General features: G+C 45.6%; 14 protein-coding genes. 2 read left to right on the top strand and 12 right to left on the bottom strand.

Going from position 1 to position 16,575, the window contains the following annotated elements:
* Positions 1–40: 40 nt before the first annotated feature.
* The 3 genes from JHD44_RS06405 to JHD44_RS06395 all read right to left on the bottom strand — a co-directional run bounded on the left by JHD44_RS06405 (position 41) and on the right by JHD44_RS06395 (position 3,327).
* Positions 41–1,375: a hypothetical protein gene (locus tag JHD44_RS06405; RefSeq protein ID WP_199461939.1), complete on the bottom strand. Its 1,335-nt coding sequence runs from the start codon at positions 1,373–1,375 to the stop codon at positions 41–43.
* An 11-nt stretch (positions 1,376–1,386) separates the two neighbouring features.
* A complete protein-coding gene (locus tag JHD44_RS06400; RefSeq protein ID WP_199461938.1) occupies positions 1,387–2,622 on the bottom strand; it encodes an NAD(P)/FAD-dependent oxidoreductase in 1,236 nt (411 codons plus the stop codon).
* 201 nt (positions 2,623–2,823) lie between these two features.
* Positions 2,824–3,327, bottom strand: a complete 504-nt coding sequence (locus tag JHD44_RS06395; protein WP_199461937.1) for an Lrp/AsnC family transcriptional regulator — start codon at positions 3,325–3,327, stop codon at positions 2,824–2,826.
* Between the two features lie 206 nt (positions 3,328–3,533).
* Here JHD44_RS06395 and JHD44_RS06390 point away from each other — a divergent pair, with 206 nt between their 5' ends.
* Entirely contained in the window at positions 3,534–5,240 is a 1,707-nt protein-coding gene (locus tag JHD44_RS06390) for a thiamine pyrophosphate-binding protein (protein WP_199461936.1), read from the top strand.
* 197 nt (positions 5,241–5,437) lie between these two features.
* Positions 5,438–6,481 carry a LacI family DNA-binding transcriptional regulator gene (locus JHD44_RS06385; protein ID WP_199461935.1) on the top strand — a complete coding sequence of 348 codons (1,044 nt, stop codon included), beginning with the start codon at positions 5,438–5,440 and terminating at the stop codon, positions 6,479–6,481.
* 62 nt (positions 6,482–6,543) lie between these two features.
* Here JHD44_RS06385 and JHD44_RS06380 read toward each other — a convergent pair whose 3' ends face one another.
* From JHD44_RS06380 to JHD44_RS06340, 9 genes are all read right to left on the bottom strand, one after another.
* A complete protein-coding gene (locus tag JHD44_RS06380) occupies positions 6,544–7,719 on the bottom strand; it encodes an enolase C-terminal domain-like protein (protein ID WP_199461934.1) in 1,176 nt (391 codons plus the stop codon).
* 39 nt (positions 7,720–7,758) lie between these two features.
* On the bottom strand, positions 7,759–9,651 hold the full coding sequence (locus JHD44_RS06375) for a TRAP transporter permease (RefSeq protein ID WP_199461933.1): 1,893 nt from the start codon (positions 9,649–9,651) through the stop codon (positions 7,759–7,761).
* Between the two features lie 125 nt (positions 9,652–9,776).
* Positions 9,777–10,748, bottom strand: coding sequence for a TAXI family TRAP transporter solute-binding subunit (locus tag JHD44_RS06370; protein ID WP_199461932.1), 972 nt, complete (start codon positions 10,746–10,748; stop codon positions 9,777–9,779).
* Between the two features lie 361 nt (positions 10,749–11,109).
* On the bottom strand, positions 11,110–12,168 hold the full coding sequence (locus JHD44_RS06365; RefSeq protein WP_199461931.1) for a class I SAM-dependent methyltransferase: 1,059 nt from the start codon (positions 12,166–12,168) through the stop codon (positions 11,110–11,112).
* Positions 12,158–12,757, bottom strand: a complete 600-nt coding sequence (locus JHD44_RS06360) for a gamma-glutamylcyclotransferase family protein (RefSeq protein WP_199461930.1) — start codon at positions 12,755–12,757, stop codon at positions 12,158–12,160. Before JHD44_RS06360 ends, JHD44_RS06365 begins: the two co-directional genes overlap by 11 nt.
* Positions 12,758–12,861: 104 nt before the next feature.
* Positions 12,862–13,404, bottom strand: coding sequence for a copper chaperone PCu(A)C (locus JHD44_RS06355; RefSeq protein WP_199461929.1), 543 nt, complete (start codon positions 13,402–13,404; stop codon positions 12,862–12,864).
* Between the two features lie 40 nt (positions 13,405–13,444).
* Complete coding sequence (locus tag JHD44_RS06350) at positions 13,445–13,843, bottom strand: hypothetical protein (protein WP_199461928.1); 399 nt, start codon at positions 13,841–13,843, stop codon at positions 13,445–13,447.
* A 108-nt stretch (positions 13,844–13,951) separates the two neighbouring features.
* The gene (locus tag JHD44_RS06345; RefSeq protein ID WP_199461927.1) at positions 13,952–15,481 is read right to left on the bottom strand and encodes a DHA2 family efflux MFS transporter permease subunit; all 1,530 of its coding nucleotides are present in this window, start codon (positions 15,479–15,481) and stop codon (positions 13,952–13,954) included.
* Between the two features lie 12 nt (positions 15,482–15,493).
* Positions 15,494–16,558: an HlyD family secretion protein gene (locus tag JHD44_RS06340; protein WP_199461926.1), complete on the bottom strand. Its 1,065-nt coding sequence runs from the start codon at positions 16,556–16,558 to the stop codon at positions 15,494–15,496.
* Positions 16,559–16,575: the final 17 nt, after the last annotated feature.

The raw sequence follows: 16,575 nt of genomic DNA, 5'->3' as shown, positions 1-16,575 counted from the left end.
TGTACGCCTAAGTGGGAAATTTTTCCACTTCACATTCTATTTAAGATGCTGGAAATATAGAACTTAAAACAAACAATGCAGCCGCTACTAAGACTGACATCAACGCGCCATAAAACCAATTATATTTCGCTAATTGATAGTTATCGACCCCGTATTTTCCCGAAATCGACAAATTTATTCCAGAAAGCGGACTAATGGAAGTACCAACCGCCCAAGAACACAACGAAACAAACGCCAGTAATGTGTTATTAACCTCTGTGTACGGTACAAAAGAACTCATAAGGGAAATGCCAACGATAGGATGCAAACCTAATAGTGCGATACCACAAATTGCTAAATAGCATAGATACGCTTCAAAAGCGCCAAAGTGTTCAAATAAAGACCACTCTGAACCGAGCCACCCCTTCAACGCCAAGCCCACCGTCGTGGTTAAGAAGCCCGCAGCTAAGAATAACGATAACTCATTAGACATGTTCGCTAAGCGAAAATTTGCATGGTCTCTTAGACGCTGCCTTGAATGACGCGGACCAGATTTAAGCATCAATAGAGTCACTACTGAAACGGGGCTGAGCAGTGTCACAATGGCCAGTATCGCTATATCTGGCATGACATAGTAGTGAAAAATGAGTACCAGCACGGCCAGCACCACAGGAAACAATAATGATTGTAGAGAAATTGGAAATCCCACAAAGTGGGCGGTCACTCCCTTTCGTTTAAACTCCCAGCAAGACAAGGCACAAGCCATTAAAGCAATAGGCACCCCTATCATAGCTAGGTGGTGAAATGCAGCATTCGGTGCGATAGATAGTGCGACGGCAACGGACGCAAAGAATGGCGACCACCAACCAGCACTTGTCAGGGCTCGTGTCAGAATAGCTAGCTGCTCCGAGCTCATGTTTTGAGATAATCGCTGAAGTTTATCGCCTACCACAAACACGGCCGACATATTAATCACAGCACCAAGCAGTTGAACACTTGCCCAAGTACTTATGACCCCTTTTGTGCCAGTAATAGGTGCCTGCTGTTTTGTGTTGTCTGGCAATAAACCTAAAAAGGAAACCCCCGTTAACATCGCCACAATACCTAAATTCCCCTCTAGCAAATGTACGAACGGAATCGTCACCTCTGTTTGCAGAGCGAAGAATAGAGCAACCAAGCCAACCCCAAGCAATAAGACTATCTGACGCTTATTACGCTCATTAATACGCGGCCAAGCAGCGATACAAACGAGCCAATATATCAAAGCAGATACAATGGATAGGCTGCTTAACCCCGGAATAAGAGCCAGCAAAAACACAGCACCTGCCATAGCTACACCGAACCCAGATAGCACTTTATTATTAAGCTGATTCAGTTTAAACGTCGGCAAACGCATGTGAGCATCCTTTAAAAACGATTGGGCAGAAACGGTGTCGCATCAATGAGCGTTGGCTCTCCCACCACCATTTCTGCAATCAAACGTCCGGTTATGGGCCCAGTACTGAAACCCACATGTTGATGGCCAAAAGCCAACCACACATTCTCTTGATCGGGGCATGGGCCAATCGCTGGCAATGAGTCAGGTAGCGTAGGACGATTTCCCTTCCAAATCGAACTTCCTATGACATTCCCCATATTCAAAGCTTGCTTTGCAAACGGAACAACGGCTTGTAATTGGTCTGGTGAATTTGGGGCATCTTTATCTTTCAATTCAGAACCACAAGTGACTCGATAACCTTGCGTCGTATGAGCTACAACAAACGACTTATCTGCGTCCAAGAAGGGACGCTCTAACGTCGTCCCCTTTGGAACATCAAAATGCTGGTGATAGCCTCGTTCAAAGCACATGGGCAAAGGTTTTGCGAAACCTTTAAGAAGATCATTTGACCAAGGCCCAGCCGCTAGTACAAGTCGATCTGCCTGATATTCCTTATTATTGCCATGAAGCACTAATACACCATTTGAACGAGTAATCTTCGAAACGTTATCGATTACTTGCTTACCACCGAGTGAAAGAAAAAGATCAATATAATGCTGAGTCACCTCACCAGGGTGATCAACGGAGGCAGTATCTTTGATATGTAAGCCACTTTTATAAATAGGTTTTAAAGCAGGTTCTAATGATGCAATGTCATCTTGAGTCAGTATCTGTATATTTATCCCCAACTCACGATAAATGGACTGCTCATATACAGTTCCCTGAACCCCTTGCTCAGTGCGAAAAAGTTTTAGCCAACCCAGCTCCTTCAATCGGCCTAGCTGGCCACTTTTTTCAAGCCACTTTTTATGTTCGGGCACTGCATGAGAAATCAAAGCATCAAGTGAGCGAATGTTCTTTTCAGAATGATGTGATAAAGACTGATACAAAAAGCGTGATGCCCAGTTGGCATTCTTAATCAAATACGAATAATCCAACCGAACCGCTAAACTTTGATTAAAGATATATTTTCGCAGATTTGGAATTAGATTTTTGTTATTCATCAAAAAGGCTGAGCTTCTTGCAATGACGCCCGCGTTACCAAAAGAGGTCTCTTTCACGTCACTTGAGCGATCAAGTAACGTTACATCGAATCCTTTCTCCTGCAAATTTAGGGCACAACTTACCCCCACAATGCCACTGCCCACTACATATACACTGGTCATTCAAATACCTCAGATAAAACGTCAGAACTTAATCTTCTAGGTGCATCTCTAACACTGGATTCATCGCTTTTCGAATACTCAGATGTCAGTAGATACTGAATCGAGATGATGCTTAATAGCATTCAATCTACCCAGTTTGACGCCTGGCTACCCCCATCAAATTGCCGGATTCCCATCAAAAGTGGCTTTTTCTACATCACTTTAGCCATTTTCGACTTCATCAATCTGACTGCGAACCATCTCTAGCACTTCTTTGTATCGACGGTCGAACTTTCTACTCAATACGATCGAAGATGTTGAACGTTCGACACCAGGGATATCACCAATTTGGTCCAGTAACTCATCTAGCTCTTCTAAGGTTGGCTGCTCAATGCTCAAGAAATAATCGTAATTACCATTGATCGCCAAACAAACTTTAACGGCTGGAAAACTGTTTAACCTCGCGACGACTTGTTTACCACGCTTTTGCTCCACCTCTAGCATCACCATAGCTTGCACATTCCCTTCTGAAGGGTTTCGGCTCAATACCGCGGAATACCCCGTGATAACTCCGGTTTTCTCAAGTCGGAGAATCCTTTCATGTACTGTTGAGCGAGCAACTCCAAGCTTTTTCGCTAGGCTACTAGTCGATTCCCTCGCATTAACCTGTAACAGTGCCACCAATTTTCGATCCAACTCATTCTTAAACCACTTTGTCATTTTCATACCTTCATCTTGCCGGCTATATAAAAAAATCCGACATTTTGCACAGTTATATTCGGCCGCTTTGCATAGGACACTGAATAACAAGCGATCAACAAGCGTGCCAACTTATTTGGCCTCAGAGGGATTATTAGTGCCACACACCCTGAGAAGCCGTAATGCAGCCGCTTCATTTTATTGATAAAAAAACTCAGTTTTGGGAGCGAACAATGTCTGAACAAACGAAGAAAATCACGGGTGCCGACGCGATGGTAAAAATGCTGGATAAAATGGGGGTAAAGCATATTTTTGGCGTGTGTGGAGATACTAGCCTACCGTTCTATGACAGCTTAAATAAGTTAGAGCATGGTATCACTCACATCCTCACCAGAGACGAACGCTCTGCGGGGTATATGGCAGATGTCTATGCTCGTTTAACTAATCGTGTGGGGGTCGTAGAAGGCCCTAGTGGTGCTGGTGCAACCTATATGGTTCCAGGTATTGCGGAAGCTAATGGCACTACCATTCCAGTTCTCGCGATTACTTCTGACATCCCTGTCGTAGGGCGTGATCGCTTCGTTTTAACAGAATGTGATCAAGAAGCCCTATTCGGCCCTTTTACAAAATACACTCGGGTTGTAGAAACCCCAGAAGTCGTCCCGACTGCCATGCGAGCTGCATTCAATGCCATGACATCCGGCACGCCCGGTGCGGCCCATATTGGCCTTCCTTACGACGTGTTAAAAGGCGAGCTGGACGAAAATGAAATTTGGGGGGATGTAGACTTCGGACAGTTTCCTTGTCGCAGGACAGTTCCTACAGAGGGTGATTTATCTAAAGCTATTAGTCTATTAAAAGAGGCTCAAAAGACCGCAATTATTTGCGGCGGCGGAGTGATGCATTCCAGTGCAGTAGAAGAGCTAATCGCTTTCGCTGAGTTCCTAGGTGCTCCCATTGGGACCACTATTTCAGCAAAAGGTACGGTTACCGAAACACATCCACTCACCATCGGCACCATCGGCACAAATGGTTCTACCGCTGGCACTCGTGACGTCTTACGAGAAGCAGATACTCTTATCTACATTGGTTGTCGCGTTGGCTCAGTCACCAGTGAAAAGCGCACTAATCCACACAATGGTGAAAAGAAGATTTTACATATAGATATCGACCCTAAATCCATTGGCGCGAACTATCTAACCGATGTATCCCTAGTCGGGGATGCAAAAGAAACACTAAATGCTCTCCATAAACAGCTCATAAGCAGCAATATGCCAAGTCGTATATCTGAATGGGGACTTAAAGCTGCCATCAGAGCAAAAGCTCAAAAGAAAGAGCGCTTCGACCGCTACTCCCAATCGAATGCCATGCCTATTTACGGTGAACGCTTTGTAACAGAATTACAGAAGTCATTACCAGATGATGCGATCGTTGTCTCAGACCCTGGCACTCCAACCCCTTTCTTATGTGCATTTTTTGAAACACAACGTTCTGGTCGCTCATTTATCTTCCATCGTTTCCATGGTGGTTTAGGCTTTGCGTTACCAGGGGTGGTCGGCGCGCACTTCGCCAACACAGGCCGTAAAGTCGTAGGCATTATGGGAGATGGTAGCTTTGGCTTCTCATCAGGGGAACTCGAAACCATTGTCCGCTACAACTTACCGGTTACCTTGATTGTATTGAACAATTCTAGCTTTGGCTGGATCCGAGCAGGGCAAGACCGTTCGTTTGGCAAACGCTACTTTTCTACCGAGTTCTCGACTACGGATCATGCCAAAGTTGCAGAAGCCTATGGATTGAAATCTTGGACAGTAAAGGATCCTAATAACTTAGCAGAAACGCTGGCTGAAGCCTTCGCAACAGATGGACCAACATTGGTAGACATATATACGCGTCGACTTGAAGACAGCGAAGTGCCAGTAACGGCTTTCCTAGGATAGCTGACCAATGCCTCAGTAAGAGTCTGTTTTATAATGCTTTACTGAGGCTTTTTAATCGCACTATTATAAAATCCTAGCCACGATGCATTCTGTAAGACTGGCGAACGATATCCTACTTGCATTATCCAAGCGCTTTATTAACGCTGACCGCTTAACGCACTCTTATTGAATACTTTTATGTAAGGAGATCTCTGCATATGGCCACACGAGCTAAGCCTAATCTGAAGCAGGTCGCCGAACTCGCAGGCGTCAGCGAAGCCACGGTCGATAGGGTGTTAAATGGTAGAGGAGGCGTTCGACCTGCTAAAGAAGCATCCGTTTTAAAAGCTGCTAAAGAGCTCAATATTGACCGAAACCTACAGCTTGTTCCCCTAAAACCTCTACGATTTGCGGTACTGATGCATCACCCTGAACGTTTTTTCTACAAACGAATTTATGATGCAATCGATGAATATCAAAAGATACGCAGTATTGATCAGTTCACCTGTAACTTCCTCTACTTCCCAAGTCAGACACCAGAAGTGATTCGTTCACGCATTCAAAGTATTCGAGGTGGGTTTGATGGCGCCATTATCGTTGCCTATGACCACCCCTTTATCAATGATGCTCTGCAAGAGCTGGCTCAGCAAATGCCGCTTGTGACCATCATTTCTGATCTACCCAACTGCGGTCGCTCTCAATACATTGGCGAAGATAACCGAAAAGCTGGGCGCTTAGCAGCCGATATGATGGCCCGCTTTGCACCAAATGAAAATGGCGATATTTTGATTCTCAGTGGTAACCCAAGCTACTTGGCTCATGCAGAAAGAGAGACAGGATTCCGTCAGGTGATTTCATCCAAGTACCCAAAACTTTCGACACGGCATATCCTTCAATGTAAGGAAGGTAAAGAAAACCATCAAAAGAATATTCAATCCCTTGCCAGCTATATGAATGCCCATGCTCCGTTTTTAGGGATTTATAATATATCTCAATGGAATGCAGACCTCGTTAGCGAACTCAAGACCACCTATGATTTCAAAGATACGATCTTTATTTCTCATGGCCTGACTCTTAACTCTCGCGAGATGCTGATAGAAGGCGTTCTAGATGCTGTGATTGATCACGAACCAGAATACTGCGCACAAGCAGCTGTAGATACTCTACTTGAACATCATTCACGAATACCAAGTAGCAAAAATAAACGTAACAAATTTCTTGAAATCTATATGCAAGAGCGACTGCCAGAAAACTGGCCTTAGCCACCCAAAAAACCTCCTTCGGTTTTGCGAAGAAGGTTTTCCAAGGTCGATCCTTAAATGACTTATAGGGACATCGTATTGACGGCCGTCCGCCCTAAAACGTCTTCATCAATCGCTAACCCTAAGCCAGCTCCAGATGGGGGAATGACAGTCCCGTTAACAATATTTACCTCAGCTTCCAGCTCTTCAGGAGAGAACACGTACTTCGGCATATAAAACTCACACCCTAGCGAGATATTTTCCGTGGCGGCAATTAAATGAGCTCCCGCATTTAATGCGATAGCTCCTTCAAATAACGTACCACCATAACAAGGGATATTGGCAATCTCGGCAATGGCCGCGATCTTTTGAGCATCCACAAAACCGCCTGATTTCATGATTTTTATGCTAAACGCATCGCCTATACGCTTTTGAACCCCCGTCATCGCCGCATAGGGATCAAAAACACTTTCATCTGCTAAAATAGGCGTATCTATGCGACGAGTTAACTCGGCCATACCCTCTAAATCTGTTGCTTTTAGTGGTTGCTCAATAAACGTTAAGCCAAACTGTTCCATTTCTTTCAGTTTGGCAACTGCACCGAATGCTTGAAGGCCTTGATTGTAATCGATACGAAGATCCACATCGTCAGGCAAGGTACTGCGAATCTTAGCGACTCTTTTCACATCATCCCGGTGATCCGGCACAAAGCCTGTTTTGATCTTGAAAATTCGACTTCCCTCTTCGTACATAGATTTAGCCAAACGAAGATCAGCTTCTAAATCAGGGTTTGCCAACGAGAAGCTAAATGGGATGCTATCACGCACTTTGCCGCCCAGTAATTGATAAATTGGCAGGCCTGAAGCCTTTCCTACGATATCGTAAAGCGCCATTTCAATGGCCGCTCTAGCTTCCGAGTTACCCACAACGGTTTGCTTAAGACGCTTTATTGTTTTCGGAATATCAAACACATTCTGCCCCTTTAAAAGCGGCCAAAAGTAGTTTGATAACGTATTCCAAGTATTTTCAGTTGTCCCAGAAAACACAGGCCATGGCGCGGCTTCCCCATAACCCGAGATGCCCGCATCCGTATCAATTCGAATCACAATACGCTTGTTAGTATTTTCGATCGAACCAATTCCCTGAGAACGTTTCATCGCTAATTTATTTTCTATCAGCCATAAGGTCATTTTCGTCGCATTGATAGTTTCAGAAGCGAGTAAACTTCCAACTGGGTTTGCATGTGCAAGTGAATTCATAATTTAACAAGCCTTTTATTAAGCGAATACATTGAATCATTAACGACTGGATACTTGAGGCATCGCTTGACTTCGAGCACGAAGCCCTGCAATCAAAACAGCCCCAATAATTAACAAAGACAAAAGAAAACGTAGCTCTAAAGACAAGGTGACACTGAATCCAACAGTGATTCCCAGAATCAAAGCAATTCCCCTTCCTAAAGCAGACACAGGCGACATGAAGTAACCAATCGAGGCAATGCTTATCATGGTGACCGCAACCAAGTTGATGAAAGTGATCATCAAGGTCTCTAGCAATGTGCCTTGCCACATAAAGGCCGGCACAAACACAAAGCTGAACGCAACAATTAAACCACCAATGGCCAATTTCCACGCTTCATAGCCAGTTCGCATTGCATTCGATTTAGCAATGACAGCGGCAGTGAATGAGGCAACGGACACAGGAGGGGTCGCATCCGCAAGAATAGCGAAATAGAACACGAATAAGTGTGCACCCAATAAAGGCGCTCCCAAATCGACTAAAATCGGTACTCCAATGACGGATACAATTAAGTAGGCTGGTGTGACTGGCACCCCCATACCCAAGAAGAGACTAACCAGCGCCACCATCACACATGCTAACCAGAGTTGGCCACCGGAAGCGTCATGAATAATCGAACTAATAGCAATGACCAGTCCTGTAGTTGTTAAGCCTGCAACAATGATCCCAGCGGCAGCGATTGCCACTGCGACAATACAAATTAATTTGCCAGCCTCAGCCAAGGCTTCATAAACTTGTCGCGGTCCCATACGTGTTTCTGCCTTGAACCATGACGTAACAATGCATACTCCGATTGCACTGATGGCGGATAGACGTGGTGAAAAGCCACTCATCAGCATCACAAAAACCGTAATCAAGGGAATTAGCAAATGAGCATCTTGACCGATAATGCGCCACGATGGGATTTTATCGATAGGCATTCCTTGAAGGCGCAGGCGCTTTGCTTCCAAGTGCACCATTAGCAAAATCGTTGCGTAATAGAGCACAGCACCTAATGACGCGGCGATGATGATGTCTCGATAAGGAACCCCCGTCACTTCCGCCATTAAGAAGGAGGCTGCTCCCATCACAGGTGGCATAATAGCCCCACCCACACTGGCAGCGGTTTCTATTCCGCCAGCAAAGCTGCCACGATAGCCAAGACGCTTCATCAACGGAATGGTCACAACACCGGTAGAGGCTACATTTGATACAGCTGAGCCACTCATTGTGCCAAATAAACCAGAACTGATGACCGCTACCTTAGCGGGACCACCCGAGTACTTCCCAGCGATAGCCTCACCTAGATTAGAAAATAGTCGTCCAGTTCCACTGATACGAACAAACGCACCAAAAGTAATAAACACGGTAACAAGCGTTGCTGAGATCCCCATTAACGGCCCATAAATACCGCGCCCTGAAATTAGAAACATGGTTTCAACTATTTGACTGACGGGCATATTGCGGTAATACCACATACTCGGTAGATAGTGCGCTACAAACATGTAGCCAATTACCATTGCGGTCAAGACGGCTAAAATCGGGGTTAAGGCTCGTCTAACACCTTCTAAAATCAAAACAACAATCAGCACCCCAAGAGCATACTGAAGATCTGTCAAAGGGGTCAGATACTCGGAGCGCATATATACGCTCTGAGCATTTAAATAGATATATAGATTTGGTAGTAAGCTTAAGAAGGCTAACCCCCAATCCATTAACGATGGCGCATCCGTGTAATGGTCTTTCCTTGCTGGAAATAATAAAAAAACTAAAGGAAGAAAAAGTGTGAAATGAAGGGCTCGAATGGTCAATGGTTCGGGCCAACCAAAGGCTGCATAATAAATATGTAACGCTGTGGCAGCAGCAGCCCAAGCACCGATCACGGCACCTTGTACGCCTGATAAATTTCTCATGAAAGAACCTGTTATGTCGCGGGTCGAACAACCTACCAGTAGATAAAGCCAATCCAACTGGTAGGCCTTACCATAATCCCAAAAACCTTGTTGGCACTCGATTTACTGCCAACACAATCTAGCGATTACTTCATGTATCCAAGTTCTTTGTAGAGTTTTTCTGCTCCAGGATGAAGAGGCACAGAGGTCTGCCAAGCTGTAGCTGGATCAAACCCTGTTAAGGAGTTATGAATAGCACCGAACTTATCCGTATTTTCAACCAAGGTCTTTGTTAGAGTGTAGACAGTCTCATCGCTCAGATCCTCAGAGACCAACATAATGGTTCCCATGATTGGTGTTTTCTTTACGCCATCTTGAATTTCTGAACTATAAACGCCATCAGCGATGCTGCCTTTGCCATAACCATACGTCGTACTCAAGAAGTCAATGACTTCGTCAGGGAAATCCACCAATTTGATCTCACGACGTGAATTAGCCAGCTCAATAACAGAAGAGCCAGGCACCCCTTGAGCATTGAAAATAAAGTCAATCTGCCCGTCCTTGAAGGCCGAATTCAGGTCACTGTAATTTCCATTAATCACCTTACCACCTCGGCTTCGAATATCATCGTATGAGGTGCCGTAATGCGCCATGATGCGAGCAAACGTTAGCTCATCTGATGAGCCCATTTTATTAACCCCAATACGAAGGCCATCATCTTTTAAGGCAGTCTCTAGGTTGCCTGTGTAGTCTTTTGGACCAATGAAATGGAAAATGTTGTCAGACCAGCCTTGTCCAATAGTACGAATCTTGTCATGTTCGTAAGTATATGGATCTGTACCTTTAAGAGCTGCGTAAGATAGGAAGTCTAGACCCATACCTACTTGACTAATACCAGCTTGAATCTTAGAAGGATTATCTTTACCACCGCCAGGGACGACTTTAAAAACTAGATCACTATTTTCCATCACTAAATTCGATAGACCCGCCCCCATACCATACCAACCACCACCCAGCTGACCAGTCGTCCATTCAAGGGTTTGAGCATTTGCTTGGAGTGAAAGGCCAACAGCAAGTGTTGTCGCCAACTTCATAGATGAGTGTATAAATTTACGCATTTTTTAAGTCCTCTTGTGATTTTATGTGCCAATCTGTCGACGAAGCGTGTTGGCTTAAATTCAGATTATGTCCATTAAATGAACACAGCAAGGAAAAGTCTGATGGAAAACCATCAAAAAATGACGATTAGCCATCAGATAAAAAGAAGGACTATTATGGGGCGATATTCATTAAGCAAGAGAAGCTTAACTTATTGAAAACATTTGCTTTTATATATCCTGCCCCATAAAAAACACGCCAGACTCCACAATAGCTCATGATCAAAATAGTCAATCAGATGGTATTGCTGAGCTTCAATAACAATAAAGCCATTTTTAATGACTAAAGCGGCGAGTTAAAGGCTCTGACCAGCAACAACACTTATGGCTTCTGCTGGCGAGCATGATAGACCGCGAATCCACGACCTTTGGTAAGCGTTTGATGTTTACCCAATGCCGCATCAATCAAAGGTGGGTAACGCAGAAAGTCATTAGCCACGACAAATAGTTCGCCGTTCAAGGTTAGATGTTTCTTCACATCGATAAAGAAGCGCTCAGCAATGGAGTAATCGGTATTAATTCCTGTATGGAATGGTGGATTCGTGATCACATAGTTAAAGCGGCCTTTCACCTCAGATAAACCATTAGAAGGCACCAACGTCAGGGCTTCGCTGGCGTCATTGGCAGCAAAGGTCAGCTCGGTCGCTTTAAGTGCCAAAGCAGAGTCATCCAAAGCGCTGATGTTCGCCCCGGTACGTTTATGCAACCACATACTGATGACGCCATCCCCACAACCAAAATCCAGTAAACGGGCATTGGCCACATCACTCATAAAGCGATGCTGTTCCAATTGCTCTAGTAACAGAGCTGTGCCTTTATCCAGCTTACCATGACCAAAAACTCCTGGGATGCTGCACAGGGTAAAGCTCTGACCTGCAACGTCTTCTTGCCAACGGGTGATCCAATCGTTTAACGCAAATGGCTTCGCCTCACCACGAAGATAGCCGTTAAACAGCAAGCAGTGTTTAGCACTGTCGACCTTACCCACCTCTTCCAGTGGTGCTGTTAAACGCTTCACGGACGATTTCACACCACTTTTGTTATCTCCTACCAACCAAAGCTGTCCACCTTGTTTTAGGTGTGGCAAGGTAGCTGCAAGCAGGTAATCTAGTAACTCTTTCGCCTTTGGCTGATAGATGATGACATGGTCGAACGCTTCTACTCGCCCAGCACCCCACTCTGCCCCAAAATGACGTTGCTCGTCCGGCAGGCCAACACGAGCCAATTGCTCGTCCACCGCTTTAGATTGACACCAAGTATAAATATTCGCTTGTGACATCAGCGTCTGTGCGTAAGTGTCTTCTGGGTTGGCAAACAGTACGTTGCCCGTAAACTGCGCCTCGTTGCGCGCCAGCAATAAGCTGGGGGGATTAAGCGTCATAAGTGATAGCTAACTCATTTAAAGTCAAAGTGGAAACAGGCGCCAGTAAATGACTAAAGCGCTCTGTCGATAATTCAGTTTGTGCTCGTGGGTACACCGGAGCACGTCGATCGTTGACCAGAGGGGCACGCCATCCCCGAGTGAGTGAGAGGAAATCATGTAAAAAGTGATCCCCATGCTCTAAACACCCAGCTAAGATCACATCGACATAACTCAAAACAATAGGGTAATGCTGGCAAGGTGCCACCACTTCGTCGGTATGATAGACCCAATAGGTGCCTTCTGGCAGCTCTTCCTCATGGTATGGATGTAGCTGATCTCGTGATACTTGTGAGCGCTCATAACCATGTTCACGCTCATCAAATAGAGGGAATTGGTCTTCTTCCACCTCAATTAATACCCCATTACAGGCTTTATCAGGGGCTTGGATGACCGCCACAGAGCTCATACCTAGTGCTTGAGACATGACCGACCAGGTTCGCTCATATCCCTTCAGTTTAACAGGCCATACTTGGCCGGTTTCACCAGTTTTTGCACGGCTAGTCGAACTGATCAGACTGCCATAACCTAGGATAAAATGACGATTCATAAGCACTCCTTTTAAGGTGAGAGCAATTCAAAGAGCCGTGATCATAACCTGTGCAAGGGGGGCTGGCTAGACGCAGAGGAGACGTCTAGCCTAGGGTAGGGCTATTAATGGTCAGAGTGACCATCTTCCATTAAATGCTTATGCTCGCCATGATTCATTTTAGAGTGATCCATCGACTTCATTTTCATGCCGGCTGGCATATATTGCGCCATCTCTTCTGGTGACAGTACTGGCGCTGTCATTGGTAAACGCTCGCCATTTTTCATAATCAAAGTAAAGTTCACTTGATCGCCAGCCTTTAACGTTTTTTTCAACCCTACGAGCATAATATGGTAGCTACCAGGCTTTAGTTGAGCTTGACCATGAGCAGGTACTTGCACTTGTTCAACCTGGTACATTTTCATGGTGTCACCCTGCATTTCACTCAAGTGCACTTCTACAGCATCTGCCACATCGCTTTCTGCTCCGATCAAGTAACGCTCGTGTTTGGAGTGGTTCATCAATGTGACGTAGGCTCCGCTCGCCGGCGCGCCTGGTGGCATAGCACGCACCGCAGGATTGCTCAGTTGGATATCACTTGCTAAAGCAAGGTTTGATGCACAAAGGGTGGCAACTGTCGCGACAGTCGTTAAAAAACGTGAAGACATAATACATTCTCTTATAGTGGGTTATTGGTTAACAACTAATTCAGCTATAAAAGAATGGTGGGGCTCTCGGGTCATAATGAGCATCGAAAGTCGCAATAACGTGCCCACTATAGGGTTCGCTCCAGCGCACAGGCACAAAAGGCGTCGCTGCAACGGAGTAATCTGCCCCTAAAATCGATAAATGATCGACATTTAAGCCACACTTACAACTGGCGTGTAACTGGCCAATGTGATCCTTAACTTGGGTGTCAGAAAACTCAGAAAGGGGTACTTTGATAAACTGGACACCGTTCATCAAACTACAAACACGCAATACCACGTAATCGTTTTGCACGACAGGCTGAGTTGGCACCACAAGAGGGCCAAGCAACGACACACACCAAGCAAATAATACCCAGCGTCCGTATTGACGTAATCGTGCAAGTAACGAAATTGGCATAATCAGACCGAAACTAAACGTGACCACATTGTAGAGAAAACCAACAAAAAAACCTAGAACCTTGATCAGGGTGACACCACCTAAACAAGGTTTTATTGCCTCAGTCGTTTACGCGCTCGTGGTTTTAGGCTGTGGCCGCCCTAAAGCAAACACCAACGGTAGCGCAGCAACCGTCACCCACATCATCAAACGAAAGTCCTGCAGGTAAGCCATGGTGGCTGCTTGAGCACTGACCATTTGATTCAAAGCAGCCAATCCTGCTACAGACTGTGTAGAGTAAGCCCCCGCCTGCTCGGCCAGATGCAATCCCATGTTAAACGGGTTGATGGATTCGGCAAAAATCGCGTGGTTAATCTGCGTATGCTGGGTCAGATAAGTGGCGACTATAGAAATACCAATACTACTGCCGATATTTCGCAACAAACTGAATAACGATGACGCTTCGGTTCGCAAATGCGGCGCTAAAGTCGAAAAGGAAATTGTCGAAAGCGGCACAAAAATCAGCCCTAATCCAGCACCTTGCACAACGCCCGTTCTGACAATATCCGCAGCAGTCGTATCCAAGGTAAACTGTGTCATCTCCCACATCGATGAAATGATCAACAGCAGTCCAACGAAGATAAACAATCTCGGATCGACTTTCTCCGATAGTTTGCCCACTAGGATCATCATTGCCATGGTTCCAAAACCGCGAGGGGCTAAAATCATCCCGACATCAACCACTTGATAGCCCATCAGGTTTTGCATAAATGGCGGTAATAGCGCCATGGTTGCCAGCAAAATAATGCCGACGATAAAGATGAACACGAGACCTACCGAAAAATTACGATCACGGAACAGGGCGGTTTCAATGAAAGGACTGCTGTGGGTATTAATGTGCACCACAAACATATACAAGCACAAGACCGCCAAGCCCGCTTCAATGATGACTTCTAAGCTACTGAACCAGTCTAAAGTTTCCCCACGATCCAGCATCATCTGTAACGCACCAATGCCAAGTGCCAGCAGTAAAAAACCGTAAAAATCGAACTTACGTTGGCGGTTGAGATCCGTTTCTTTAACAAAGCTCGTGATGCCTAACCAAGCCAAAATACCAAACGGCACATTGATGTAAAATACCCAACGCCAGCTGTAGTACTCCGTCAACAAGCCCCCTAAAAAGGGACCAAGAATAGGACCGACCATAACACCTACACCCCACATGGCCATCGCTGAACCATGCTTTTCTTTAGGGTAACTGTCTAACAGAATGGCCTGGGAGAGCGGTACTAAACTTGCGCCAAACACGCCCTGTAACAGACGAAAGAGGATGATCTGATTCAGGGATTGAGCCATACCACACAATACTGATGTCACGGTAAAGCCAACAACTGACCACAGAAATAATCGCTTACGACCAAAGCGGGCGGATAAAAACCCAGTCAAAGGCATACAAATCGCTGCAGCAACGATATAAGAAGTTAATACCCAAGAAATTTGGTCCTGTGTCGCCCCCATCGCGCCTTGCATATGCGGCAGAGCGACGTTGGCAATCGTCGTATCCAATGCTTGCATAATGGTGGCAAGCATGACCGATACGGTGACCATGATGCGCTGAAAAGATTGATCTCCCGCGCGTTTTGATTGAGTGAGGGTCATGCCACACCGACCTTAAAGCTTCACGCCAAGTAAGCTGGTTTGATGCTCTGTATCAACGGTAACTAGTGTACTTAATCCTGCTCGTAACACTTGTTCATTATCATTAGCATCGATATGAATGCGTACCGGAACACGCTGCGTCACTTTCACCCAATTACCGGTCGCATTTTCAGCTGGGATCACCGAAAACTCAGAGCCTGTCGCAGGGCTAATGCTTTCAACGGTTCCCTTCCAAGTCACACCAGGGTATGCGTCCACTTCGACTTCAACCTTTTGTCCTGGTTTCATATAAGTCATGTCTTTTTCAGTGAAATTGGCTTCAATCCATGGATTTTGGTTAGCAACCAAGACCATCGCACTAGCACCTGTCGTTATGTATTCACCGGACGTCGGCACATTGGTAACGATTCCGTTTGCCGGTGCATAAACCTGTACATGGGAAAGATTCAACTTTGCTTGTTCCAGCTGTGCCAGCGCTGCTTGATAACTTGGGTGCTCCGTCACTGGACGTGAGGCATCGCCACCCAACACTTCACGCAAACGACGCAAATCCTTTTCTAACGCATCAATTTGTAAACGACTAGTTTTCGTTGTCTGAGTGGACGCATCGTACTGTGAATCGGAAATATAATGCTGTTTTAACAAGTCAGCCTGACGCTTTTCATCACGCTGGTTGTAGGCAAAAGTGCTCTGCGCCAACGTGATTTCAGCTTCTTTCTCTTCATAGGCCGCCTGCTGGGACAATAGCTCAATGCGCACCTGCTCCAACTGCGCCTGAGCTTGTGCCACGGCAGTTTGATAAGGCACAGGATCAATCGCAAACAACAACGCCCCTTTCTCAACGGCTTGGTTTTCTTTTACCGCCAAGGTCTGAATCGATCCGGAGACTTCTGCTGTGATCATCGTCTTATCGTTTTTCACAAAAGCATTGTCCGTTTCGACATAGCGACCGCCATGCAAGTAAACATATGCCGAAGCCGCCACAGCAACTACCGGCACAACAAACAACAGCAAACGGCGTTTGTTTCGCTGGGTGACTTGCTTAGGTTCTACGGCAGGGGTATTGGTTTCACTCATTCTTTAATGTCCTCTCG

It is taken from the genome of Marinomonas ostreistagni (assembly GCF_016461785.1).
GTDB classification, from domain to species: domain Bacteria; phylum Pseudomonadota; class Gammaproteobacteria; order Pseudomonadales; family Marinomonadaceae; genus Marinomonas; species Marinomonas ostreistagni_A.
The sequence above is the reverse complement of the archived record's forward strand: the minus strand, read 5'-3'. Positions and strand labels throughout refer to the sequence as shown.